Source organism: Micromonospora echinospora, from assembly GCF_014203425.1.
GTDB classification, from domain to species: Bacteria; Actinomycetota; Actinomycetes; order Mycobacteriales; family Micromonosporaceae; genus Micromonospora; species Micromonospora echinospora_A.
This window is the reverse complement of the sequence record NZ_JACHJC010000001.1, coordinates 4,801,363-4,826,907: the sequence shown is the minus strand read 5'-3', so window position 1 is coordinate 4,826,907 and position 25,545 is coordinate 4,801,363. Positions and strand designations below refer to the sequence as shown.

General features: G+C 71.2%; 18 protein-coding genes. 14 read left to right on the top strand and 4 right to left on the bottom strand.

All coding sequences use genetic code 11. From position 1 onward, the window contains the following. Nucleotides 1-82: 82 nt before the first annotated feature. The 3 genes from chvE (at nucleotide 83) to mmsB (ending at nucleotide 4,088) form a co-directional block, all read left to right on the top strand. Nucleotides 83-1,222, top strand: a complete 1,140-nt coding sequence (gene chvE, locus FHU28_RS22385) for a multiple monosaccharide ABC transporter substrate-binding protein (protein WP_184686440.1) — start codon at nucleotides 83-85, stop codon at nucleotides 1,220-1,222. 83 nt (nucleotides 1,223-1,305) lie between these two features. After that, on the top strand, nucleotides 1,306-2,844 hold the full coding sequence (mmsA, locus tag FHU28_RS22380) for a multiple monosaccharide ABC transporter ATP-binding protein (RefSeq protein WP_184686439.1): 1,539 nt from the start codon (nucleotides 1,306-1,308) through the stop codon (nucleotides 2,842-2,844). Then, on the top strand, nucleotides 2,841-4,088 hold the full coding sequence (mmsB, locus tag FHU28_RS22375) for a multiple monosaccharide ABC transporter permease (RefSeq protein WP_184686438.1): 1,248 nt from the start codon (nucleotides 2,841-2,843) through the stop codon (nucleotides 4,086-4,088). Before mmsA ends, mmsB begins: the two co-directional genes overlap by 4 nt. A gap of 59 nt (nucleotides 4,089-4,147) precedes the next feature. On the opposite strand, the gene FHU28_RS22370 is transcribed toward mmsB, so the two are convergent. Continuing rightward, nucleotides 4,148-5,803 carry a glycoside hydrolase family 27 protein gene (locus tag FHU28_RS22370; protein WP_184686437.1) on the bottom strand — a complete coding sequence of 552 codons (1,656 nt, stop codon included), beginning with the start codon at nucleotides 5,801-5,803 and terminating at the stop codon, nucleotides 4,148-4,150. Between the two features lie 641 nt (nucleotides 5,804-6,444). Between FHU28_RS22370 and araB the strand changes: the two genes are divergently transcribed. The 9 genes from araB to FHU28_RS22325 all read left to right on the top strand — a co-directional run bounded on the left by araB (nucleotide 6,445) and on the right by FHU28_RS22325 (nucleotide 18,747). Beyond that, nucleotides 6,445-8,127, top strand: coding sequence for a ribulokinase (gene araB, locus FHU28_RS22365; protein ID WP_184686436.1), 1,683 nt, complete (start codon nucleotides 6,445-6,447; stop codon nucleotides 8,125-8,127). After that, nucleotides 8,124-8,807 (top strand): L-ribulose-5-phosphate 4-epimerase, encoded by a 684-nt coding sequence (locus FHU28_RS22360; RefSeq protein WP_116506553.1) that lies wholly within the window; start codon nucleotides 8,124-8,126, stop codon nucleotides 8,805-8,807. Before araB ends, FHU28_RS22360 begins: the two co-directional genes overlap by 4 nt. A gap of 96 nt (nucleotides 8,808-8,903) precedes the next feature. Further along, on the top strand, nucleotides 8,904-9,899 hold the full coding sequence (locus tag FHU28_RS22355) for an ABC transporter substrate-binding protein (protein WP_184686435.1): 996 nt from the start codon (nucleotides 8,904-8,906) through the stop codon (nucleotides 9,897-9,899). A 70-nt stretch (nucleotides 9,900-9,969) separates the two neighbouring features. Next, on the top strand, nucleotides 9,970-11,511 hold the full coding sequence (locus tag FHU28_RS22350; RefSeq protein WP_184686434.1) for a sugar ABC transporter ATP-binding protein: 1,542 nt from the start codon (nucleotides 9,970-9,972) through the stop codon (nucleotides 11,509-11,511). Beyond that, complete coding sequence (locus tag FHU28_RS22345) at nucleotides 11,508-12,575, top strand: ABC transporter permease (RefSeq protein WP_116506551.1); 1,068 nt, start codon at nucleotides 11,508-11,510, stop codon at nucleotides 12,573-12,575. The genes FHU28_RS22350 and FHU28_RS22345 overlap by 4 nt, the downstream gene beginning before the upstream one ends. Then, on the top strand, nucleotides 12,572-13,564 hold the full coding sequence (gene yjfF / locus FHU28_RS22340; protein WP_073828112.1) for a galactofuranose ABC transporter, permease protein YjfF: 993 nt from the start codon (nucleotides 12,572-12,574) through the stop codon (nucleotides 13,562-13,564). The genes FHU28_RS22345 and yjfF overlap by 4 nt, the downstream gene beginning before the upstream one ends. Nucleotides 13,565-13,590: 26 nt before the next feature. Continuing rightward, complete coding sequence (gene araA / locus FHU28_RS22335) at nucleotides 13,591-15,093, top strand: L-arabinose isomerase (protein ID WP_184686433.1); 1,503 nt, start codon at nucleotides 13,591-13,593, stop codon at nucleotides 15,091-15,093. 266 nt (nucleotides 15,094-15,359) lie between these two features. Then, complete coding sequence (locus FHU28_RS22330) at nucleotides 15,360-17,438, top strand: RICIN domain-containing protein (RefSeq protein ID WP_221453264.1); 2,079 nt, start codon at nucleotides 15,360-15,362, stop codon at nucleotides 17,436-17,438. A 319-nt stretch (nucleotides 17,439-17,757) separates the two neighbouring features. After that, complete coding sequence (locus FHU28_RS22325; RefSeq protein ID WP_184686432.1) at nucleotides 17,758-18,747, top strand: LacI family DNA-binding transcriptional regulator; 990 nt, start codon at nucleotides 17,758-17,760, stop codon at nucleotides 18,745-18,747. 121 nt (nucleotides 18,748-18,868) lie between these two features. Here FHU28_RS22325 and FHU28_RS22320 read toward each other — a convergent pair whose 3' ends face one another. The 3 genes from FHU28_RS22320 to FHU28_RS22310 form a co-directional block, all read right to left on the bottom strand. Continuing rightward, nucleotides 18,869-21,622, bottom strand: coding sequence for a beta-L-arabinofuranosidase domain-containing protein (locus FHU28_RS22320; protein WP_184686431.1), 2,754 nt, complete (start codon nucleotides 21,620-21,622; stop codon nucleotides 18,869-18,871). 40 nt (nucleotides 21,623-21,662) lie between these two features. Beyond that, nucleotides 21,663-23,045: a glycoside hydrolase family 43 protein gene (locus tag FHU28_RS22315; protein ID WP_184686430.1), complete on the bottom strand. Its 1,383-nt coding sequence runs from the start codon at nucleotides 23,043-23,045 to the stop codon at nucleotides 21,663-21,665. Between the two features lie 210 nt (nucleotides 23,046-23,255). Next, on the bottom strand, nucleotides 23,256-23,468 hold the full coding sequence (locus FHU28_RS22310; protein WP_073828120.1) for a hypothetical protein: 213 nt from the start codon (nucleotides 23,466-23,468) through the stop codon (nucleotides 23,256-23,258). A 167-nt stretch (nucleotides 23,469-23,635) separates the two neighbouring features. On the opposite strand from FHU28_RS22310, the gene FHU28_RS22305 reads away from it, so the two are divergent. Further along, nucleotides 23,636-24,862, top strand: a complete 1,227-nt coding sequence (locus tag FHU28_RS22305; RefSeq protein ID WP_184686429.1) for a sensor histidine kinase — start codon at nucleotides 23,636-23,638, stop codon at nucleotides 24,860-24,862. Then, nucleotides 24,850-25,503, top strand: coding sequence for a response regulator transcription factor (locus FHU28_RS22300; protein ID WP_184686428.1), 654 nt, complete (start codon nucleotides 24,850-24,852; stop codon nucleotides 25,501-25,503). Before FHU28_RS22305 ends, FHU28_RS22300 begins: the two co-directional genes overlap by 13 nt. The last annotated feature ends 42 nt before the right edge of the window (nucleotides 25,504-25,545 follow it).

Sequence of the window (25,545 nt, the reverse complement as noted above, 5' to 3'; positions counted from 1 at the left end):
TTGACGGGGCAACTTGTGAGCGTTAACACTCGCCGTGACGGTTACCTGTGTCACAGGGGCCCACGGAGGGGAGAGGACGCTCGTGCGCAGACGATTCCTTGCCGCAGTCAGCGGCGCCGCGCTCGCGATCAGCCTGGCCGCGTGCAGCGGCGAGGGCGCCGGAGGCGGCTCGGACACCAGCTCCGCCAAGCCCGGCGACCTGACGATCGGCGTCTCGATGCCGACCCAGACCTCGGAACGGTGGATCGCCGACGGCAACTCGGTGAAGGAGAAGTTGCAGGCGAAGGGCTACAAGGTCGACCTGCAGTACGCCGGGGACGACATCCCCACCCAGTCGCAGCAGATCGACCAGATGATCACCCAGGGCGCGGACGTGCTGGTCATCGCCCCGATCGACGGCACCGCGCTCAGCGGCCAGCTCCAGGCCGCCGCGGCCGCGAAGATCCCGGTCATCTCCTACGACCGGCTCATCCGCAACAGCCCGAACGTCAGCTTCTACGTCAGCTTCGACAACTACAAGGTGGGCGTGGCGCAGGCCAACGCGCTGCTGGTCGGCCTCGGCCTGCTGAACAAGGACGGGTCCAAGGGGACCGCGACCGGCCCGTTCAACGTGGAGTTGTTCGCCGGCTCGCTCGACGACAACAACGCCGGCTTCTTCTTCAACGGCGCGATGGACACGCTCAAGCCGTACCTCGACGCGGGGACGCTGAAGGTCAAGTCGGGGCAGATCAAGATCGAGCAGGCCGCCATCCTGCGCTGGCAGCAGGAGACCGCGCAGAAGCGGATGGAGGACCTGCTCACCTCCAGCTACAACGACGGCAGCAAGGTCGACGGCGTGCTGTCGCCCTTCGACGGCCTGTCCCGGGGCATCATCACCGCCCTGCAGAACGCCGGTTACCGCGGCGGCGCCAAGAAGTTGCCGGTGGTGACCGGCCAGGACGCCGAGGTCGCGTCGGTCAAGCTCATCAACGACGGCGTGCAGAGCTCCACCGTGTTCAAGGACACCCGGCTGCTGGCCGAGCAGGCGGCGATCGCCGCCGAGGCGTTCCTGCGCAAGGAGGAGCCGAAGGCCAACGAGACCAAGGCGTACAACAACGGCGTCAAGGTCGTGCCCGCGTTCCTGCTGCCGGTCCAGACCGTCTACAAGGAGGACATCAAGTCCGTCCTGATCGACTCCGGTTACCTGACCGAGCAGGAGGTCGCCGCCGGCCGAGCCGGCTGATCCGACCGCTGGGCCCGGTGGCGTGCCGTGCCACCGGGCCCGCCCCGCTCCGGACACCACGACCACGAGCAGGACGGATACCCATGAGCGACCACATCCTCGAGATGCGTGGCATCACGAAGACCTTCCCCGGGGTCACCGCGCTGCAGGACGTCTCGCTCGCCGTACGGCGCGGCGAGATCCACGCGATCTGCGGTGAGAACGGCGCCGGCAAGTCCACGCTGATGAAGGTGCTGTCCGGGGTCTACCCGGCCGGCAGCTACGACGGCCAGATCGTTTTCGACGGCGAGCCGGTCGGCTTCCGGGGCATCCAGGACAGCGAAGCGCGCGGCATCGTCATCATCCACCAGGAGCTCGCGCTGGTGCCGTACCTGTCGATCGCCGAGAACATCTTCCTCGGCAACGAGCGCCGGGGCCGCGGCGGGCTCATCGACTGGCACCGCACCAACGCGGAGGCCGCGGCGCTGCTGCGGTCGGTCGGGCTGCACGAGAACCCGGTGACCCCGGTCATCCAGCTGGGCGTCGGCAAGCAGCAACTGGTGGAGATCGCCAAGGCGCTGTCCAAGAAGGTGCGGCTGCTGATCCTCGACGAGCCGACCGCAGCGCTCAACGACGTCGACTCGGCGCACCTGCTGGACCTGATGCGCAGCCTCCGCGACCAGGGCATCACCTGCATCATGATCTCGCACAAGCTCGGTGAGATCACGGCGATCGCCGACTCGACCACAGTGATCCGCGACGGCCGTACCGTCGAGACGCTGGACATGACCGACGGCGCCGCGACCCAGGACCGGATCATCCGCGGTATGGTCGGGCGCGACCTGGCCACCTTCTACCCGACCCGCGACGTGACCCCCGGCGAGGAGGTGCTGCGGATCGAGGACTGGACCGTGCGGCACCCGACCCAGGACCGCCTGGTGGTCGACCGGGCCTCGCTGCACGTGCGCGCCGGTGAGGTCGTCGGCATCGCCGGCCTGATGGGCGCCGGGCGGACCGAGCTGGCGATGAGCGTGTTCGGCCGGGCCTACGGCCGGGACATCAGCGGCCGGCTCTTCGTCAAGGGCCGCGAGGCGCGGGCGCGCACGGTGGCCGAGGCCATCGCCAACGGCATCGCGTACGCGACCGAGGACCGCAAGCACTACGGCCTCAACCTCATCGACGACGTCCGGGGCAACGTCTCGGCCGCCGCGCTCGGCAAGCTCGCCCGCAACGGCTGGATCGACGGCAACCGCGAGATCCAGGTCGCCGAGCGGGGCCGGCGCGACATGAACATCAAGGCGCCGACCGTCATGTCGGTGGTGGGCAAGCTCTCCGGCGGCAACCAGCAGAAGGTCGTGCTGGCGAAGTGGCTCTTCACCGACCCGGACGTGCTGATCCTCGACGAGCCGACCCGGGGCATCGACGTCGGCGCGAAGTTCGAGATCTACACGATCGTCAACCGGCTGGTGGCCGAGGGCAAGGCGGTCGTCCTCATCTCCTCCGAGCTGCCCGAGCTGCTCGGCATGTGCGACCGCGTCTACACCCTGGCGGCCGGCCGGATCACCGGGGAGATGCCGGTGGGCGAGGCCACCCAGGAGAACCTGATGGAACTCATGACCAAGGACAGGGATCTCGTCCGATGACCAGCACGAAGCCCACCTCCCCGAAGGTCGCCGCGCCCGACACCGGCGCGGCCGCGAGCCTGCACACCGGCACCAGCGATCCGCGCACGCTGATCCTCGGCAACCTGCGCCAGAGCGGCATCTACATCGCCCTGGTGGTGATCGTCGCGCTGTTCGCGGTCCTCACCGACGGCGTCTCGCTGAGCCCCGGCAACCTCACCAACATCGTGCTCCAGTACTCCTACATCCTGGTGCTCGCGATCGGCATGGTCGTCGTGATCATCGGCGGCCACATCGACCTGTCCGTGGGATCGGTGGTGGCGCTCACCGGAGCGGTCTCCGCGGTGCTCGTCATCCGGGAAGGCATGCCCTGGTGGGTCGGCGTGCTGGCCGCGCTCGCGGTGGGCGTCGCGGTCGGCGCGTGGCACGGGCTCTGGGTCGCGTACGCCGGGATCCCGGCCTTCATCGTCACCCTGGCCGGCATGCTCCTGTTCCGCGGCCTCACCCTGCGGGTGCTGGACAACATCTCGCTGTCGCCGTTCCCGGCCGAGTACCAGCGGGTCGCCGCCGGCTTCCTCAACGGTCTGCTGGGCGGCGAGGGCTACGACGCCTTCACGCTGTTCATCGGCGCGTTCGCCGTGGTCGGGTACGCGGTGAGCGTGTTCCGGACCCGGGTCGCCCGGGTGCGCCACGAGCAGCCGGTGGAGTCGTTCCCGCTGTTCGTCCTGCGGATCGTGGTGGTCGGCGCCGTGGTCATGTGGTTCGCCTGGCAGCTCGCCAACGCCCGCGGCCTGCCGATCGTGCTCATCGTGCTGGCCGTGCTGGTGCTGATCTACGGCCTGCTCACCCGCCGCACCGTGTTCGGCCGGCAGGTGTACGCGATCGGCGGCAACCTGCCCGCGGCGATGCTGTCCGGCGTCCGGGTGAAGCGGGTCAACTTCTGGATCTTCGTCAACATGGGCTTCCTGTCCGCCGTGGCCGGCGTGATCTACTCGTCCCGGTCCAACGGCGCCCAGCCGGCCGCCGGCAACATGTTCGAGCTGGACGCGATCGCGGCGGCCTTCATCGGCGGCGCGGCGGTCACCGGCGGGGTCGGCACCGTGGTCGGCGCCGTGGTGGGTGGCCTGATCATGGCGGTGATGAGCAACGGGATGCAGCTCATGGGCGTCGACCAGTCCGTCCAGTCGGTGGTGAAGGGCCTCGTCCTGCTCGTGGCTGTGGCGTTCGACATCTGGAACAAGCGCCGGGCCGCCGGCGCCCGGTGACGGCCGGCCGGACGCTCGCCCCTTCGTCCGGCCGACCGCCGTTCACCGGCCGCAGCCGCTCACGCCCGGCTCCACCGCTGGTTGGTGTTGCCGTGGCAGGTCCAGACGAGCACCCGGGTGCCGTTGGCGGTGCCCGCGTTGTCGACGTCCAGGCACAGCGACGGGAAGCGCACGTTGCTCACCGTGCCGTTGCCGTTGATCGTCCACTGCTGGTTGGTGCCGCCGTTGCAGTCCCAGATCTGCACCCGGGTGCCGGCGGTCGCGTTCGTCGGCACGTCCAGGCACTTGCCGAGCACCTGCAACGCCTGCCCGTTGGCGGTGAACTGCTGATTGGCGTTGTTGTGACAGTCCCAGATCAGCGTCCCGGTGCCGTTGGCGGTGCCGGCGTTGTCGACGTCGAGGCACCGGCCGGACGACTCGCTGCGCAGCCGGAACGTGGTCGGGACCGGCGGCGGGGTGGTGGTGCCGCCGCCGCTGACCCGGTAGACCACGGTGCCGTGCGCGGGCACGCTGGCGGAGATCGTGCCGGTGCTGGAGGAGGTGGCGTCGGTCCACGCGTCGCGCAGCGTGAACGAGCTGCCGCTCTTGCCCACCGCCGCCGCCGTGGTGGAGACGGTAGTGGTCGAGCTGCCCTGGTTGAACAGGGCGACCGCCACGTCGCCGTTCGCCAGCGGCTTGGCCAGCACCCGCCGGGTGCCGTCGAAGGAGACCTGGACCGCCTGGCGGCCGAGCGTGTCCTGGTTGATCGCGACCAGGTTGGCGTTACGCAGGATCGCCAGCGTGGCCGAGCTGGCGGAGCGTACGTCGTTGCCCATCATCAGCGGCGCCGCCAGCATCGTCCACAGCGCGAAGTGGCTGCGCATCTCCGTGTCGTTCATGCCGCCGTTGCCGACCTCCAGCATGTCCGGGTCGTTGAACCCGCCGGGGGCGGCGTACCCGGCCAGCGGCACCGTGACGTCGACGATGTTCTGGATGCCCATCGGGTAGCCGTTGGTCTGGCCGGTGTTCCACGCGTTGGTGATGTCCTCGGTGGTCCGCCAGAGGTTCGCCACGTCGCTCCAGTTGCGCTGCGGCCCGGTCTTGGCGTGGTAGCTGTTGGGGTTGATGCTGTAGACGATCGGCCGGCCGGTGGAGGCCAGCGCGTCGCGCATGATGCCGAACCGCGCCACCTGGTCGTTGATGGTGCCGGTGCCGGAGCACCAGTCGTACTTGAGGTAGTCCACGCCCCATGCGGCGAACTGACGCGCGTCCTGGTACTCGTGGTTGAGGCTGCCGGTGGCGCCGGGGAACGCGCCGCCGACCTGGGCGCAGGTCTTGTCCAGCGGTACCTGGTAGATGCCGAACAGCAGGCCCCGGGCGTGCAGGTAGTCACCGAGCGACTTCATCCCGCTGGGGAACCGCTGCGGGTGCGCCTGGAGGTTGCCCTGCGCGTCCCGGTCCGGGTTGAACCAGCAGTCGTCCACGACGACGTACTTGTACCCGAGGTCGCGCAGTCCGTTGGCGACTATCGCGTCGGCGGTCTGCCGGATGAGGGTCTCGTTGATGTTGCAGCCGAAGGTGTTCCAGGTGTTCCACCCCATCGGCGGCGTACGGGCGACGCCGTTGTCCAGCGCCCGGGCCGGGCGTGGGGCCATTGCCCCGTCGGTGACTGTGGCTGTGAGCGCCACCGCCGCGACACCCAGGACGGCGAGCGTCCGTCGGGTCCATCTGCGCACGGGTCCTCCTCGGTGGCCGGGCGCGGTCGGTGCCGGTGCCCGGAAGGAGCAGCCCGCCGGTCGCACGGCGTCGCCCGTGGTCCACGGGGACGGACGCGGCACGGCACTTCCAGAGGGCCGGACGGTGCCGGCGGGCGCTCGTGGGTGGTGGGGGTCCGGCGGTCGACGGGGTCGCCGTCCGTCGCCGCCCGGCTGCGGCGCCGGGGTTTCCCGGACGGCGGCGCCACAACGCTTGGGATGGCGAAAATGTTATCGCTGACATCAAGAGATGTAAATAGGAGTGCGGGTCCCGGGTCGCCCGCGGCGGCCGGCTGCCGGCGGTGTCGCGGCGAGAGAAAAGGCCGCTGAAAGGCCCTCTGAGCGGCCCTGCGGCGGGACCTGGTCGCTTGGGACCGGGGTGCCGGAACCGCCGAGAGAATTTCCGGAAGTTCCATTGATTGTTGTCGTTAACAGAGGGCTGGCCCGGGGTTCGCCGGCGCTCCCGGCGTGGATCTCCGCGGTCGGCGGTCGGGCCGGTCCACGGGGGCCCGCGGGCGTCGGTCCCGGACGGCGATCCTCGTTACGTAGCTGTTGCCCGGACGTGTCTTGACGGATGTGTATGTGAGCGCTAACACTAACTCCGTGACACGGCGGAGGTGCAAATGAGCGAAGTGGACGCGTCCGACCGGTACGTGATCGGGGTCGACTTCGGCACGTTGTCCGGCCGGGCGCTGGTGGTCCGGGTCCGCGACGGCGCCGAACTCGGCACAGCGGTGCACGAGTACCGGCACGGGGTCATCGAGACCGCGCTGCCCGACGACGGCCCGGCGTTGCCGCCGGACTGGGCGCTGCAGGATCCCGACGACTACCGCGACGTGCTGCGCCACGCCGTACCGGCCGCGCTCTCCGCTGCCGGTGTGGATCCGGCGCGGGTGGTCGGGATCGGCATCGACTTCACCGCCTGCACCGTCCTGCCGACGCTCGCCGACGGCACGCCGCTGTGCGAGATCCCGGAGCTGCGCCACCGGCCGCACGCCTGGGTCAAGCTCTGGAAGCACCACGCCGCGCAGCCGCACGCCGACCGGATCAACGCGCTGGCGCACGAGCGGGACGAACCGTGGATCGGCCGCTACGGCGGCAAGATCTCGGCGGAGTGGCAGTTCGCCAAGGGACTCCAGATCCTGGACGAGGACCCGGAGGTCTACCGGCGCGCCGAGCGCTTCATCGAGGCGGCCGACTGGATCGTCTGGCAGCTGTGCGGGGTCGAGACGCGCAACGTCTGCACCGCCGGCTACAAGGGCATCCGGCAGGACGGCCGGTACCCGTCACCCGACTACCTGGCCGCGCTCGACCCGGGTTTCACCGACTTCGTGACCAAGCTGGACGGTCCGCTGCTGCCGCTGGGCGCGCGGGCCGGCGCGCTCGACGCCCGCGCCGCCGCCTGGACCGGCCTGCCCGAGGGCATCGCGGTAGCGGTCGGCAACGTCGACGCGCACGTCACCGCCGCCGCCGCCCAGGCGCTGCGGCCCGGCCGGCTGGTGGCCATCATGGGCACCTCCACCTGCCACGTGCTCAACGGCACCCACCCGGCCGAGGTGCCGGGCATGTGCGGCGTGGTCGACGGCGGCATCAGCCCCGGCGCCTGGGGCTTCGAGGCCGGGCAGAGCGGCGTGGGGGACATCTTCGGCTGGTTCGTGCGCCACGGCGCCCCGGCCGGATTCGACTCGCACGAGCGGCTCACCGAGGCCGCCGCGGCCCAGCCGGTCGGCGCGCACGGCCTGGTGGCGCTGGACTGGTGGAACGGCAACCGGTCCCTGCTGGTCAACCACGACCTGAGCGGGCTGATCGTCGGGCTGACGCTGGCCACCCGGCCGCCGGACGTCTACCGGGCGCTGCTGGAGGCCACCGCGTACGGCACCCGGATGATCGTCGAGGCGTTCGCGCAGGCCGGAGTGCCGGTCGACGACCTGGTCGTGGCCGGCGGGCTCACCTCCAACCGGCTGCTGATGCAGATCTACGCCGACGTCACGAACCGGCCGCTGAGCATCATCGGCTCCGCCCAGGGGCCGGCGCTCGGCTCGGCCATCCACGCGGCGGTCGCCGCGGGCGCGTACCCGACGATCCACGAGGCGTCCGCCGCCATGGGACGGATCGAGGAGGCCGTCTACCGGCCCGTACCGGAGAACGTCCGGGTGTACGACGCCCTCTACGCCGAGTACCGCGCGCTGCACGACCACTTCGGCCGCGGCGCGAACGACGTCATGCTGCGCCTGCGGGCGATCCGCAACGCGGCGGCCGACGCCGCCCCGGCGCGTACCCCCGCGAGCCTGGAGGTGGTGGGATGAGCGCCGGCGTCGTCGGCCAGGTCGCCGCGTTGCGCGAGACGGTGGCCCGCCTGCACCGCGAGCTGACCCGCTACGGACTGGTGGCCTGGACCGCCGGCAACGTCTCGGCCCGCGTACCCGGTCAGGACCTGATGGTCATCAAGCCCAGCGGGGTCGACTACGACGACCTGACCGCCGAGTCCATGGTGGTCTGCGACCTGGGCGGCGCTGTCGTCGACGGCGGCGGCTCGCCGTCCAGCGACACCGCCGCGCACGCCTACGTCTACCGCGCGATGCCCGAGGTCGGCGGCGTGGTGCACACCCACAGCGGCTACGCCACCGCCTGGGCGGCCCGGGGCGAGGCGATCCCGTGCTGGCTGACCGCGCAGGCCGACGAGTTCGGCGGGGAGATCCCGGTCGGGCCGTTCGCGCTGATCGGCGGCGACGACATCGGCAAGGGGATCGTCAGCACGCTGTCCGGGCACCGCTCGCCCGCGGTGCTCATGCGCAACCACGGCGTCTTCACCATCGGCCGGGACGCCCGGGCGGCGGTCAAGGCCGCCGTGATGTGCGAGGACGTCGCCCGTACCGCGCACCTGGCCCGAGCGCTCGGGCAGCCGCTGCCGATCGCGCCGGCCGACATCGACTCGCTCTACGACCGTTACCAGAACGTCTACGGCCAACGCCCGCCGGCGCCCTGACCCCGGACCGGGCGCCGCGCATCCACCCCACCACCACACCCGGCCGCACCGGCTCCCCGCCGCGCGTCCGGAACATCCAACCCCGGAGGAGAACCGATGAGAACCAGGAGCACGGCCCGCAGGGTCATCGCCGCGTTCGCCGGCGTGCTGCTCGCCGGCAGCATGGCGGCCTGCGGCAACAGCGACACCGGCGGCGATTCCGGTGACGGGAACGACAAGATCGTCCTGGGGTTCTCCCAGGTGGGCGCCGAGAGCGGCTGGCGCACCGCGAACACCACCTCGATCAAGGAAGCCGCCGCCGAGGCCGGCATCGAGCTGAAGTTCGACGACGCGCAGCAGAAGCAGGAAAACCAGATCAAGGCGATCCGCAACTTCATCCAGCAGAAGGTCGACGTGATCGCCTTCTCGCCGGTGGTGGAGTCGGGCTGGGACACCGTGCTCAAGGAGGCCAAGGACGCGAAGATCCCGGTCATCCTGACCGACCGCGCGGTCGACTCGGCCGACAAGTCGCTCTACAAGACGTTCCTCGGCTCGGACTTCGTCAAGGAGGGCCGCCTCGCCGGCGAGTGGCTGGTGGAGCAGAAGAAGGCGGCGCCCGGCCCGGTCAACATCGTCGAGCTGCAGGGCACGACCGGTTCGGCCCCGGCCAACGACCGGAAGAAGGGCTTCGCCGAGGCGATCGCCACCAACCCCAACCTGAAGATCGTCGCCTCGCAGTCGGGTGACTTCACCCGCGCCGGCGGCAAGCAGGTGATGGAGCAGTTCCTCAAGGCCAACCCGAAGATCGACGTGCTCTTCGCGCACAACGACGACATGGGCCTGGGCGCGCTCGAGGCGATCAGCGCGGCGGGCAAGACGCCCGGCAAGGACATCACCATCATCACCGTCGACGCGGTGAAGGACGGCATGCAGGCCCTCGCGGACGGCAAGTTCAACTTCATCGCCGAGTGCAGCCCGCTGCTCGGCCCGCAGCTGATGGAGCTGGCCAAGAAGGTCAAGGCCGGCGAGGAGGTCCCCGCCCGGATCGAGACCGAGGAGACCACCTTCACCCAGGAGCAGGCCAAGGAGGCACTGCCCAACCGCAAGTACTGACCCACCCCGGGGGTCGCCGTCGCGAGACGGCGGCCCCCGTGCCACCACCGTCTAGAAGAGGTCCGATGGGATGACGGGTAACCGTCCGGTCCTGACCATGACCGGCATCAGCAAGACCTTCCCCGGGGTCCGCGCGCTGCACGACGTCGACTTCCGGCTGTTCCCGGGCGAGGTCCACGCCCTGATGGGTGAGAACGGCGCCGGCAAGTCCACCCTGATCAAGGTGCTGACCGGCGTCTACGGGACCGATGCGGGCGTCATCACCCTCGACGGCGAACAGGTCTCGTTCAGCGGCCCGATGCAGGCCGCGGCGGCGGGCGTCAGCACCGTCTACCAGGAGGTCAACCTCTGCACCAACCTGTCGGTGGCGGAGAACGTGTTCATCGGCCGCGAGCCGCGCCGGCTCGGCGCGGTCCGCTGGGGCGAGATGCGCCGGCGGGCGCGAGACCTGCTGGCCCGGCTCGACCTCGACCTCGACGTCACCGCGCCGCTCGGCACGTACTCGCTCGCGGTGCAGCAGATGGTCGCCATCGCCCGGGCGATCGACGTGCAGGCGCGGGTGCTGATCCTGGACGAGCCGACGTCCAGCCTGGACGCCGGCGAGGTGGCGCAGCTGTTCCGGATCATGCGCCAGCTGCGCGACGAGGGCATCGCGATCCTGTTCGTCACACACTTCCTCGACCAGGTCTACGGCATCGCCGACCGGATCACCGTGCTGCGCAACGGCACGCTGGTGGGGGAGTACCGCACCGAGGAGCTGCCGCAGTTCAGCCTGGTCGAGAAGATGATCGGACAGGAGCTGGACGTGCTGGAGCGGCTCGACGAGCAGCAGAAGCGCGCCACTGTCGACGCCGACGACGAGGCACCGCTCGTGGACGCCGCCGAGCTGGGCCGGCGCGGCGCGGTCGCGCCGTTCAGCCTGCGCATCCACGCCGGTGAGGTGGTCGGCCTGGCCGGCCTGCTCGGCTCCGGCCGCACCGAGGTGGCGCGGCTGATCTTCGGCGCGGACCGGGCCGACCACGGCCAGGTCCGGCTCGACGGCGGCCGGGCGCCGGTGCGCAACCCGATCCAGGCCATCGGTCAGGGTGTCGGCTTCTGCTCGGAGAACCGCCGGGCCGAGGGCATCGTCCCGGAGCTGACGGTCCGGGAGAACATGATGCTGGCGTTGCAGGCCGCGCGCGGCTGGCTGCGTCCGATCCCGCGCCGCCGCCAGGACGAGCTGGTCCGCAGATACGTGGAGGCGCTGAGCATCCGCCCGGCGAACCCGGAACTGCCGGTGCGCAACCTCTCCGGCGGCAACCAGCAGAAGGTGCTGCTGGCCCGCTGGCTCATCACCGAGCCGCGCCTGCTCATCCTGGACGAGCCGACCCGCGGCATCGACGTCGGCGCGAAGGCCGAGATCCAGAAGCTGGTGGTGCAGCTCTCCGACGGCGGCATGGCGGTGCTGTTCATCTCCGCCGAGCTGGAGGAGGTGCTGCGCCTGAGCCACCGGGTCGCGGTCATGCGCGACCGCGAGATGGTCGCCCAGCTCGACAACGACGACACGCTCGACGCCGACCGCGTCATGCGCACCATCGCCAGCGGAACCCCCCGGGAGGAGGTGACCCGATGACCGCCGTCGCCGACCGCCTCCGCCCGCTTACCGGCCACCGCCTGTTCTGGCCGGCGCTGGTGCTCGTGGTGATGCTCGCCGCGAACACCGTCTACCGTCCCGGCTTCCTCGCCGTCGAGGTCAAGAACGGCCACCTGTACGGCACGCCCATCGACATCCTGCGGCTGAGCGCGCCGCTGATCCTCGTCGCGCTCGGGATGACGCTCGTCATCGCCACCGGCGGCATCGACCTGTCCGTCGGCTCGCTCTGCGCCATCAGCGGCGCGATCGCCTGCCTGCACATCAGCGGGGCGGCCGACCAGAACAGCCCGGCCACGGTGGCCACCGCGCTGGCCCTGGCCTTCGGCGCCGCGCTCGTGCTCGGCGCGTGGAACGGGATACTCGTGGCGGTCATCGGCATCCAGCCGATCATCGCGACGCTGATCCTCATGGTCGCCGGACGGGGCATCGCCCAGCTGGTCACCGAGGGGCAGATCATCACGATCAACTCCGGTCCGTACCGGGCCATCGGGCTCGGGCACTTCCTGACGCTGCCGCTGGCCATCCTGATCGCGCTCGCCGCCGCGCTGCTCGTGGCCGCGTTCACCCGGCGCACCGCGCTCGGTCTGATCGTCGAGTCGGTCGGCGGCAACGCCGAGGCCAGCCGGCTGGCCGGCATCCGGTCGCGCCGCATCGTCTTCCTCGTCTACGTGATCAGCGCCGTATGCGCCGCGCTCGCCGGCTTCATGGTCACCGCCAACGTTTCGAGCGCCGACGGCAACGCCGCCGGCCTCTGGATCGAACTCGACGCGATCCTGGCGGTCGTGATCGGCGGTACGTCGCTCGCCGGTGGCCGGTTCTCCCTCGGCGGCACCGTCCTCGGCGCGCTGATCATCCAGACCCTGACCACCACTGTGTACGCCATGAACATCTCGCCGCAGACGTCGCTGCTGTTCAAGGCGGTCGTCGTCATCGCCGTCTGCCTCGTGCAGGCCCCGGCGTTCCGCGCCCGGCTGCGCCGGCGGCGCGGGACCGAGCCCGGGCCGGCGGCGCCGCAGCGGGAGAAGGAGCAGGTGCCCGCATGAGCAGCACGTCGTTGAGCACCGGCCGCTCCTGGCGGCCCAGCCTGCCGCGGCGGCACGTCCCAGTGCTGGCCACGCTCGCCCTGCTGCTCGTCATGTACGGCATCGGCGTGTCCCAGTACCGCGCGTTCTCCAACATCCAGGTCGTCTTCAACGTCTTCATCGACAACGGCTTCGTGCTCGTCGTCGCGGTCGGCATGACGTTCGTGATCCTCACCGGCGGCATCGACCTGTCCGTCGGCTCGGTGGTCGCGATGACCGCGATGGTGTCGGCGTCGCTGCTGCGCGACGGCCTGCCCGCGGCCCTGGTGCTGGTGATCGCGCTGCTGATCGGCCCGACGCTGGGCTTCCTGATGGGCTGCGCGATCCACTTCTTCGAGATCCAGCCGTTCATCGTCACGCTCGCCGGGATGTTCTTCGCCCGCGGCATGTGCACGTTCATCAGCGACTCCTCGATCTCCATCACCGACGGCTTCTGGACGTCGATGTCGCAGCAGCGCATCGGCGATCCGGCCGGCAACTTCGTGTCGATAAGCGTGCTGATCGCGTTCGCGGTGGTGCTGATCGCGGCGTACGTGCTGGCGTACACGCGGTTCGGTCGCAACGTGTACGCGGTCGGCGGCAACGCGCAGTCGGCGCTGCTGATGGGCCTGCCGGTGGCGCGGACCCGGATCGCCGTCTACACGATCAGCGGGCTCTGCTCGGCGATCGGCGGCATCCTGCTGTCGTTCTACACGCTCTCCGGCGCGCCGCTGATCGCCGTCGGGATGGAGCTGGACGTGATCGCCGCCGTCGTGATCGGCGGCACCGTGCTCACCGGCGGTTCCGGGTACGTCTTCGGCACCGTGCTCGGCGTGCTGGTGCTCGGCGTGATCCAGACCCTGATCACGTTCGACGGCAGCCTCAACTCCTGGTGGACCAAGATCGTGATCGGCGGGCTGCTCTTCGCGTTCATCCTCCTCCAGCGGCTCATCGGCATCCGGTTCAAGTGACGGTTCCTAGCGCGGAAGGCAACAACATGGCAACTCACCCCCAGCCCGAGGTCTGGTTCCTCACCGGCAGCCAGGGCCTCTACGGCGAGGACACCCTGCGGCAGGTCGCCGAGCAGTCCCGGCAGATCGCCGCGCGCCTGGACGAGTCGCCGGACATCCCCGTACGCGTGGTCTGGAAGCCGGTCCTCACCTCCAGCGCGGACATCCTGGCGGTGTGCCGGGACGCGGCCGTGCAGGGCGCGGTCGGGGTGATCGCCTGGATGCACACGTTCTCCCCGGCCAAGATGTGGATCTCCGGGCTGGACGCGCTGCGGACGCCGCTGCTGCACCTGCACACGCAGGCGAACGTGGCGCTGCCGTGGGACGAGATCGACATGGACTTCATGAACCTCAACCAGGCCGCGCACGGCGACCGGGAGTTCGGGTTCGTCCAGACCCGGCTCGGGGTGGCCCGCAAGACCGTCGCCGGCCACGTCACCGACCCGCGCGTCACCGGCCGGATCGCGGCCTGGGCCCGGGCCGCCGTCGGCTGGTCGGCGCTGCGGACGCTGCGGTTGGCGCGCTTCGGCGACAACATGCGCGACGTCGCGGTCACCGAGGGGGACAAGGTCGAGGCGGAGCTGCGCTTCGGCGTCTCGGTGAACACCTACGGCGTCAACGACCTCGTCGCGGCCGTCGACCAGGTGGGGGACGCGCAGGTGGACGACCTGGTCAAGGAGTACGACGACACCTTCCGGGTGGCGCCGGAGCTGCGGCCCGGCGGGGACCGGCACGACTCGCTGCGGTACGCGGCGCGTCAGGAGCTGGGCCTGCGCGCGTTCCTGGAAGCCGGCGGGTTCCGGGCGTTCACCACGAACTTCGAGGACCTCGGCGGGCTGCGCCAGCTTCCCGGCATCGCGGTGCAGCGCCTGATGGCCGACGGCTACGGCTTCGGCGGCGAGGGCGACTGGAAGACCTCGGTGCTGGTGCACACGCTCAAGGCGATGGCCGTCGGCGTGCCCGGCGGCACCTCGTTCATGGAGGACTACACCTACGACCTGACGTTCGGCCAGGAGCTGATCCTCGGCGCGCACATGCTGGAGGTGTGCCCGAGCATCGCCGCCGACGTGCCGAGCGCGGAGGTGCACCCGCTGAGCATCGGCGGGCGGGAGGACCCGGTGCGCCTGGTCTTCGACGCCGCGCCCGGCCCGGCCGTGGTGCTGGGCATGGCGGACATGGGGGAGCGGTTCCGGCTGGTCGCCAACACGGTGGACGTGGTGCCGCCGCCGCACCCGCTGCGCCGGCTGCCGGTGGCCCGCGCGGTCTGGCGTCCGCAGCCCGACCTGGCCGGTTCGGCGGAGGCGTGGATCACCGCGGGCGCGCCGCACCACACGGTGCTCTCCCAGGCCGTCGGCGTGGAGGAGCTGCGCGACCTGGCCGCGATGGCCCGGACCGAGCTGGTGGTCATCGACGCCGACACGCGCCCGCACCGCTTCGCCGACGAGCTGCGCTGGAACCAGGCGTACTACCGGCTCGCCCGGGGATTCTGAGCACTCGCCGCCCGCCACGCCGGCCCGCCCGCCCGCCACGCGGCCCGCGTGGCGGGCGGCTCGTGTTACGCCTTGACGAACGGCATGTTATCGCTCACAGTCGATGGATAGGGTCACCGGCACCGCTCGCGGGCCGTTCCGGGCGCGATCTGCGCCGCAGTTGCCAGGGATCCGACTCCCGCCTGGGTGGGCATCGCTGTTAGCGATAACGCCGACGTCGTCGGCGCGTGCCGCCGTGCCCGGGCTCCGGTCGACGAAGGAGGATCATGGTGACAGCTCGACTGTCCCGTGGACGTGGACGCCTGTCCCGGCTGCTGGCCGGGGTGGTGGCGCTGTTGGTCGGTGGCGTGGTGGTGGGCGCCGTGCCCGCACCCGTCTCCGCGGCCACTGTGGACATCAGCGCTTACTACGTGCTGGTGAACCGCAACAGCGGCAAGGCGCTGGACCTGTACAACCAGGCCACCAACGACGGTGCGCGGATCACCCAGTGGACGCGCAACGACGGCGCCTGGCAGCAGTGGCAGTTCGTGGACTCCGGCGGTGGCTACTACCGGCTGCGCTCCCGGCACTCCGGCAAGGTGCTGGACGTGACCGGCGCGTCCACCGCCAACGGCGCCGCGGTGGTCCAGTGGACCGACCACGGCGGCAACAACCAGCAGTTCCGGCTGGCCGACTCCGACAGCGGGTACGTCCGGCTGATCAACCGGAACTCGAACAAGGTGATGGAGGTGCAGAACGCCTCCACCGCCGACGGCGGCAACATCGTCCAGTACGACGACTGGAACGGCGCGAACCAGCAGTGGCAGCTCGTCCGCGTCGGCGACGACCCCGGCAACCCGGGCAACCCGGGCGGCAGCTTCACCAACCCGGCCGTCTGGCAGGACTTCGCCGACGTCGACATCATCCGGGTCGGCGACGTCTACTACATGTCCGCCTCCACCATGCACTACTCGCCGGGCGCGCCGGTGCTGCGCTCCTGGGACCTGGTGAACTGGGAGTTCGCCGGGCACTCGGTGCCGCGGCTGGAGTTCGGCACCAAGTACGACCTGAGCGGCAGCGAGCAGGCGTACGTGGACGGCATCTGGGCGTCGACGCTCAACTACCGGCCGAGCAACCGCACGTTCTACTGGGCCGGGTGCATCGACTTCGCGCAGACCCACATCTACACCGCCGCCGCTGTCGACGGCGCGTGGAGCCGCCTGAGCACCATCCCCAACTGCTACTACGACGCCGGCATGCTGATCGACGACAACGACACCATGTACGTCGCGTACGGCAACGGCACGATCAGCGTGGCCCAGCTCTCCGCCGACGGGCGCAGCCAGGTCCGGGCCCAGCAGGTCTACCAGACGCCGTCGAGCATCGGCACGCTGGAGGGCGCGCGCTTCTACAAGCGCAACGGCGCGTACTACATCTGGCTGACCCGCCCGGCCAACGGCCAGTACGTGCTGAAGTCCACGAACGGCCCGTTCGGCCCGTACGAGCAGCGGCAGGTGCTGCTGAACCTGCCCGGCCCGATCTCCGGTGGCGGCGTGCCGCACCAGGGCGGGCTGGTGCAGACGCAGACCGGCGCCTGGTACTACATGGCCTTCACCGACGCGTACCCCGGTGGCCGGATGCCGACCCTGGCGCCGATCACCTGGACCTCCGACGGCTGGCCGCAGGTGCAGACCGTCAACGGGGCCTGGGGCGCCAGCTACCCGAACCCGTTGCCGACCCGTCCGGTCAAGCCGCTCACCGGCACCGACACGTTCTCCGGCACCACGCTCGGCGTGCAGTACGAGTGGAACCACAACCCGGACAACAGCAGGTGGTCGGTGAACAACGGCCTGCGGTTGCAGACCGCCACCGTCACGAACGACCTGTACCGGGCCCGCAACACGCTCACCCACCGGATCCAGGGTCCGACCTCGACCGGCACCATCGAGCTGGACTACTCGACCATGCGCGACGGTGACCGGGCCGGCCTGGCGATGCTGCGGGACAGTTCGGCCTGGATCGGCGTACGGCGGGACAACGGCGCGACCCGGGTGGTGATGACCAACGGTCTGACCATGGGCTCGAACTGGAACACCACGAGCACCGGGACGGAGATCGCCAGCGCGGCGGTGTCCGGCGGGCGGATCTGGCTGCGCGCGAACGCCGACATCCGGCCCGGCTCCGGGCGGCAGGCGCGGTTCTCCTACAGCACGGACGGGGTGAACTTCGTGTCGCTGGGCAACGCGTTGACGCTCAACAACGCGTGGCAGTTCTTCATGGGCTACCGGTTCGGCTTCTTCAACTACGCCACCCAATCCCTTGGCGGCGCGGTGACGGTGCGGCAGTTCTCGCTGACGACACCGTGACAACGGTCACCATTCGCGACCGTTGACACATCTTCAATAGCCCGGGGTGCGGCTCCGGCAATCGCCGGAAATGCCGCACCCCGGGTCCAATTCCACCCGCTCCGAGCTGCCTGTTCGTGCCACTGCGTAACGGGAGGAATGAGTCGGCGGTCGATTCCTCGATATCGGCGCGCCACGGTGGGAACGGTCGATCGGCGGTGCCGATACCGATGGGACCGCTGGCGTAGACTGTCGCCACCCGGGACGGTCCGGTCGAGATCGACCGGGTGCGGCCGCCGCGGGCAGTGGCGAAAGTGAGGTGGCCGTGCGCGGTCCTGCGATGACGGACGTGGCTCGCCTCGCCGGGGTTTCGCACCAGACGGTCTCCCGGGTCCTCAACGGGCATCCCAATGTGCGTGAACAGACCCGGCTGCGGGTCCAGGCCGCCATCACCGAGCTCGGCTACCGGCCCAACCGCGCGGCCCGCGCGCTGGTGACCGGCCGATCCCAGGTGATCGGCGTGGTCGCCCAGAACACCACGCTGTACGGCCCGGCGTCGCTGCTGGCCGCGCTGGAGCAGACCGCCGCCGAGGCCGGTTTCGCGGTGAGCATCGGCAGTGTCCGCGACCTCGACCACCGCTCCATCTCGGCGGCGGTGGAGCGGCACCTGGCGCACCGGGTCGCCGGCATAGTGGTGATCGCGCCGGTCGAGTCCGCCGGGGAGGCGCTCGAACGGCTGCCCCAGGACGTGCCGCTGGTCACCGTCGACGGCGATCCGCGGCGGCCCATCCCGCTGGTCACTGTCGACCAGGTCGCCGGCGCCAAGGCCGCCACCGAGCACCTCCTCGCCGCCGGGCACCGCACCGTCTGGCACGTGTCCGGCCCGTCGGACTGGTTCGACAGCGCCGGCCGGATAGAGGGGTGGCGCGAGGCGCTGCGACAGGCGGGCGCCGAGATTCCCCCGCTGGTCCCGGCGGACTGGTCCGCTGCCGCGGGCTACCGGTGCGGGCAGATGCTGGCCCGGATGCCGGAGGTCACCGCGGTCTTCACGGCGAACGACCACCTGGCGCTCGGCGTGCTGCGGGCGCTGCACGAGCACGGCCGCCGCGTACCGGACGACATCAGCGTCGTCGGGTTCGACGACGTGCCCGAGGCGGCGTACTTCATCCCGCCGCTGACCACGGTGCGGCCCGACTTCACGGCGGTGGCCGCGGCCAGCCTCGACCTGCTGCTGGCCCAGATCGAGTCGGAGCAGGCCGGGCCGCTGCGGCAGACGATCGCGCCCACCCTGGTGCCGCGCCGCAGCGTAGGCCCACCCCCCACCCGCTGACCCCACTCGCCCGCGCCGCGCCCCACCCCCTCGCCGATCTGGCACTTCGGGCCCTCAGGGTGTCCGGTTGGAACTTCGCGGGGTCCGATAGTGCAAGATCGGCGAGCTGGGGCGGGGTGCGTCAGAGGAAGCGCCAGCGCTGGTGGGCGGCGCTGGTGTCGTCGGCGAGGACCGCCTGCGCGCCCTGGGCCGCGGAGCCGCCGCTGAGGCCGAGGACGCGGCCCCCGTTCGCGCACTGGATCCGGAACCATCCGCCGCCGCCGTGACGCAGCCGCCACCTGTGGTCGGCGGTGCCGTTGTCGGCCCACTGGACGATCCGGGCGCCGGCCGCTGTCGAGCCGCCCTCGACGCCCAGCACCTTGCCGCTGTTGCCGTTGCGCAGCCGTAGGTAGCCGCCGGTGTCCACGAGCGCGGTCCAGAGGTGGTCGGCGGTGCCGGTGTCACCCCACTGGACGACGAGCCCACCGTCGGCGGTGGACATGTTCTGCACGCCGAGCACCAGCCCGCTGCCGAGGTTCTGGATCCGCCGCGCCCCGTTGGGCAGGAACCGCCACTGGTTGTCCAGGCTGCCGTTGTCCGGGTCCTGCACGGCGAACGCGCCCTGGGCGGTCGACCCGCCGGAGATGCCGAGCAGCTTGCCGGTGTGCACGTTGCGCAGCTTGTGGCTGCCGTCGCCGACGTCGACCACGGTCCAGAGATGGTCGGCGGTGCCGTTGTCCGCCCATTGCAGGATCCGCGCGCCGTCGGCGGTGGACATGTTCTCCACGCCCAGCACCTTGCCGCTGTTGACGTTGCGCAACCGCAGCGCCGACCCGTCGACGACGAGCTGCCAGTCGTGGTCGGTGGTGCCGGTGTCGCCCCACTGCAGGGCGAGGCCGCCGTCGGCGGTGGACATGTTCTGGATGCCGAGCACCAGGCCGCTCGCCGCGTTCGCCAGCCGGAAACTCGCCTCGCCACCACCACCGCCCGCGCCGACGCGCCAGTAGACCGTGTAGTTGTGGCCGTGGGCGTCGTAGAACGGGCCGAGGTTGACGGTGGCGCCGTCGGCACGGGCGGTGAAGGCGAGACTGTCCGTGCCGGCCCGGGTGACCGAGGCGGGGTCCAGCGTCGGCAGGGCGCTCAGCGTGGTGTTGCCGTAGTTGCCGGAGAGCACCACCGGCCCGTACGTGACGGCGGCGACCGCGGCGTCGTCGTTTGCGGCCACCGTCGCCACGCGCATCGGCAGCCGGACCGTGACCGTGTCGCCGGAGGTCCAGGCGCGGGTCAGGACGGCGTAGCTGCCGGGCGTGGTGGCGATGCCCGCGGCGACGCCGTTGACGCTGACGCTCGCCCCGCTGGTCCACGCCGGGATCCGGATCCGCATCGTCCACGACCCGCTCACCGAGCCGGTCACGGTCAGCGTCGTGGTGTCGCCGACCGGGTACGAGGTGGCCTGGGTGACTGTGATGCCGCGCTGGCTCCAGGTCAGCACGGAGGGCATGAACAGGTTGACAGTCAGCGTGGTGCCGTTGTGGAAGTAGATCCCGTCCGCGAGCGTGGTGTTGGTCTCCAGCCCGGTGCCTTGACAGCACCAGAAGGAGTTGTAGTCGGTGCTCCAGGTGCCGCCGCCCCACGCCGGGCCGACACCGCGCCGCCCGCCCGGGTTGAGCGGGGTGAAGTAGGTGACGTGACCGTGCGCGTCGGCCGGGTTCTGCTGGCCGATCATGTGGTTGAGCAGCGCGCGCTCGTAGAAGTCGGCGTACGCGACCCGGTCCGGGTCGAGCTGCCACAGCTCCCGGGTGAGCTTGAGCATGTTGTACGTGTTGCACGCCTCGCAGGTGTCGTTGCGCAGGTAGCCGGCGATCGCGTTCGGGGCGCGGAAGTGCTCCGCCTGGCTGTTGCCGCCGATGGCGTACGTGTGCGCGCCGACGGTGATGGCCCACGCGTTGGTGGCGATGTCGCGGTAGCGGGTGGCGCCGGTGGCCTTGTACTCCCGGGCCGCGCCGATCCACTTGGGCACCTGCGTGTTGGCGTGCAGCCCGTTGAGCTGGTCGGAGTTGGCGGCGAGCGGGTTGAACACGGCGGCGTGGTCGAACCGCTGCGCGACGGTGAGCCACCGCCCGTCGCCGGTCTGCTGGTAGAGGTCGGTCAGCACCGCGTTCATGCCGCCGAACTCGGTGCCGAGCATGGCCTGCATCTGGGCCGAGGTGAGCCGGCCGGTGCGCTGGTCGACCCAGCCGGCCAGCGCCAGCAGCACGTCCCGGGCCTGGGTGCTGCCGATCAGCCGCCACACGTCCAGCAGCCCGGCCAGCGTCTTGTGGACGCAGTAGTAGGGGACGTTGCCGTTGCTGAGCGTCCGGGCCTCCAGCGCGGTGAAGTCGGACTCCGGGAAGCCGGACAGGTAGCCGGTGCTGAACCCGGCCGCGCCGTTGTTGGCCTGGCAGCGGGCCAGCTCGGCGACCATGGTGAGCGCCTTGTCCCGGCAGGTCGTGTCGCCGAGCACCGCCCACGCCTGCGCCCAGGCGGTCAGGAAGTGACCCTGCATGTGGGTGCGGAACGGGAAGTTCGGCGCGTCCCAGCCGCCGTTGGCGGCGGCGCCACCGGTGGACAGGCGATGGTTGGCCCGGAAGTTGTAGAGCAGCCGGTTGACGTCGACGAAGCGCAGGTAGGCCACCGTGCGGTTCTGGTTGTCCTGCCACCGGCTCGCGGTCAGCCGGACCTGGCCGCTGTCGAAGGCGTACGCGGACACGCCGATGTCGGGGCGGGCCGGTGGCAGCGCGGCGTGCGCCGTACCGCCTGCGGTGACGGACCCGGCGGCGGCGCCGGCGGTGGCCGCGACGGCGGTGGCGCCGGTGGCGCGGAGCAGGAATCGGCGGTTCACCAGGGGAGCGGGCATGGACGGCCTCCGTGGCGGGGACGGTGGTGGCGGGGGACTGTTACGCGGTGACCCGGAAGGTGGCGTCGTGCCGGTCGACGGCGGGGGAGCCGGCGCCGAGCGGTTCGATGCGCAACCGGTAGTCGTAGTGCCGCAGGTACCGGGTGGGGTAGTTGTACGAGCGGAACGACGACCAGGTGGCGTCGGCCAGGCCGGCGGTGCGGTGGAAGGTGGCGTCGGCGCGGAACGTGGCGGTGCCGTCGTTCGGGTCCAGCCGGACCGCGTAGTCGTAGTGCCGCAGGTAGTTGCCGGGGTAGTTGACCGACTCGAACGAGACGCCGGCGGCGTCGGCCAGGCCGGGGACCATCCGCCACATCTGGTCCTGGTACGGGTCGAACGGGTACGCGTCGACGCGGGCGATCCGGTCGGCGTGCCGGACGTAGCGGTCGGGCAGGTTCGACGACTTGAGCCGGACCCAGTTCGGCGTGCCCCAGCGGTTGACCATAGCTGCGTACTCGCCGTCGGTGATGCCGATCATCGAGCCGTGTTTGGAGTTCAACGGCGGGGTGTAGTCCCGCTGGTTCAGCGGCGTCCACGAGTTGCCGGAGATGGTCGTCGTGGACCAGGCGTAGTAGTCGTTGTTCACCGGGCTGAACGAGTCGCCCCACAGCCGCCAGCCGCCCTCGTTGGTGCGCAGCAGCAGTGGCGCCTCGATCGCGCTGCCCTGCCGCAGCCCGCTGGTGTACGTGGTGAAGCTGTTCGGCGCGGCAGTGGTGGAGCGGGCGCCGTAGAGGTATCCGTCGTCAAGGTTCTTGTAGTAGAGGTACGTGGTGCCGCCGTCGACCACCACGTCGCCGTCGAGCACGCCGAAGGCAGGGCTGAAGTAGACCTGCGGTGCGCTGACGGTGCGGAAGTCGCTGGTGTAGTTGACCAGGAACACGTCCCGGCCGTTGTTGGCGGAGTAGACGATGGCGTACTGGCCGCGGGCGGCGTCCCAGAACGCGGTCGGCGCCCAGGTGTGGGTGTCGAGCGTGTGCATGCGGATGCGCCGGTAGCCGGTGAACGCGGTCAGGTCGGCCGAGTCCCACACGTGCAGGTACTGGCTGGTCAGCCCCCAGTTGGTGCCCTTGAGGTCGGTGGCCAGCACCACGAAGGTGCCGTCGGTCCTGCGCAGCACGAACGGGTCGCGCAGGCCGAGCTGCCCGGCGGTCGGGGTGACCACCGGGTTGTTCTGGTTCAGCGGCGTCCAGTTCAGCCCGTCCCGGCTGACCGCCAGGTGCAGGCCGTAGTCGGCGCCGAGGCCGTTCGGCGTCTCGGTGAAGTAGGCCATCGCGTAGGCGGTGTTCGCCGCCGCGAGCGCGCCGCGGGGCAGGCTGAGCGCGCCGGAGGCGGCGGCAGCCGCGGACAGGGCGCCGACTGTGAACGCGCGTCGGGTCAGGGGCACGACGGGGGCCTTTCTCTGCGGTGGAGATGACGGCCGCGTTAACGCTAACAACGCCCCTTAGCCTGGCGTTCATATAGCTGGCTGTCAATCGATTCGCAGCGTTAACGCACCCGTCGCACGCTCACCTGCGCCGCGAACGCCGCAGGGCGGGCCGTCGTCGTCACGGCCCGCCCTGCCCGGCTGTCCGGCGCCGGCGCGGCCGGCGACGGGTCAGCGGTTGCGGTAGTGGTTGACGGCGAGGGTCCCCCCGCTCAGCAGCGCCAGCGCGCCGAAGGCGGAGCCGGCCCACGGGTTGCCGACGACGCTCGACAGCACCACGTTCGCGGCCACGCTCACGATGAGCACCAGCCAGAGCAGCGGGCGCATCCGGGTGACGGACGTCGGGGCGGCGGCGGTCTCGGCGGTACGGTCCAGGTCGTTCACGGCTGCCTCCTCGGTGATTTCTTCTACGACCGACACTAGGGAGCCGGCCGGTCGGGAACGATCCCGCCAGCACGACAGTCCTGGTACAGCAGGCTGTACTTTCCGCGCCCTGGGCTGCCGGACCGTGACCGCGGTGACCTATCGTGTCGCCCGGGGGTGGGGCCGCGATGGAACACGTGCGTAGGCGGGTCCGTGCCTCGGTGGACGCGCTGGAGCACCTCGTCGGCGGGCTGGGCACCGCGGTGCTGGCCCTGGGCACGCTGCTCGGGGCGGTCGTCGTCGCGGCGGCCTGCGTCGGCGGAGTCGGACTGCTGCTCGTACCCGGACTGCTCCAGGCCGTGCGGTCGGCGGCCGACCGCGAGCGCGCCCGGCTGTCCCGGTGGGGGCCGCCGATCCCGGAGCCCGGGCCGGTGCCGGCCGGGCTGCGCACGGCGCTGCGTGACCCGGTCGTGCGGCGGGAGCTGAGATGGGTGGCCACCCACGGCACCCTGGGCTTCGGCGCCGGGCTGCTCGCGCTCACGCTGCCGATCTACGCCGTGCAGGACATCACGTTCCCGCTCTGGTACCGGCTGGTGACGCCGGGGCCCGGCGCGCCCGGGATCTGGTGGTGGCACATCGACGGGCTCGGCGACGCGCTCGCTGTCGCCCTGCTCGGGGTGGGATGGCTGGTCCTCGCGGTCGCGAGCGGCCCGGCGCTGGCGCGGCTCCAGGCCCGGCCGGGCCGCCGGCTGCTGCCCCCGCCACCCGGGTTCGACCTGTCGCTGCGGGTCGCCGAACTCACCGCCACCCGGGCCGCGGCGCTCGACGCGCACGCGGTGGAACTGCGCCGCATCGAGCGCTCGCTGCACGACGGCACCCAGAACCGTCTGGTCGCGGTGAACGTGCTGCTGGGCGCCGCGCGTCGGGCGCTGCGCCGCGATCCGGCCCGCGCCGACGAGATCCTGGAACGCGCGCAGAACGCGGCGGAGCAGGCGCTCGGCGAGCTGCGTACGGTGGTGCGCGGCATCCTGCCGCCGGTGCTCGGCGACCGAGGGCTGGCCGGGGCGCTGACCGGGCTGGCGGCGGAGTGCGCGGTGCCGTGCCGCCTGCGGGTCGACGTCGACGTCCGCTGCGCGGCGGCGGTCGAGGCCACCGCGTACTTCGTGGTGGCCGAGGCGCTGACCAACGTGGTCCGGCACAGCGGCGCCGACGCGGTCGAGGTCGACGTGCGGCGTGAGCGGGACCGGCTGCTGGTGACCGTCACCGACGACGGGCGCGGCGACGCCGACGAGACGCGCGGCTCGGGGCTGACCGGCATCCGTCGCCGGGTCGAGGCCTACGACGGGCGGATGACGCTCACCAGTCCACCGGGAGGACCGACGAGGATGCACGTGGAGCTGCCATGCGGATTGTGATCGCCGAGGACGACGCGCTGCTGCGCGAAGGGCTGGCGCTGCTGCTGCGCGCCGAGGACCTGGACGTGGTAGCCACCGCCGGCACGCCGGGGGAGTTCCTGGCCGCTGTGGACGAACACCGGCCGGACGTGGCGATCGTCGACGTGCGGATGCCGCCCACCCACACCGACGAGGGCATCGTCGCCGCGGTCGAGGCCCGCCGCCGCCGGCCGGGCCTCGCGGTGCTGGTCCTGTCGGCGTACGTCGAGCAGGCGTTCGCCACCGAGCTGTTCTCGGTCGGCGCGTCCGGGCTCGGCTATCTGCTCAAGGAGCGGGTCGGGCGGGTCGAGGAGTTCCTCGCCGCGCTGCACCGGGTCGCGGGCGGTGGCAGCGTGATCGACCCCGAGGTGGTCGGGCAGCTGCTGGCCCGCAACCGGCGGCCGGACACCGCGCTGGCCGAGCTGTCGCCGCGCGAGCACGAGGTGCTGGCGCTGATGGCGGAAGGGCTCGGCAACGGCGCGATCGCCGAGCGGCTGTTCGTCACCGACGGCGCGGTGCACAAGCACATCCGCAGCATTTTCGCGAAGCTCGGCCTGCCGCCGGACGACCGCGCCGACCGCCGGGTCACCGCCGTGCTGCGCTACCTCGACGGCCGACGGTAGACCTCGCACGCAGGCGCGCCGCCTCACCGGGGAGGCGGCGCT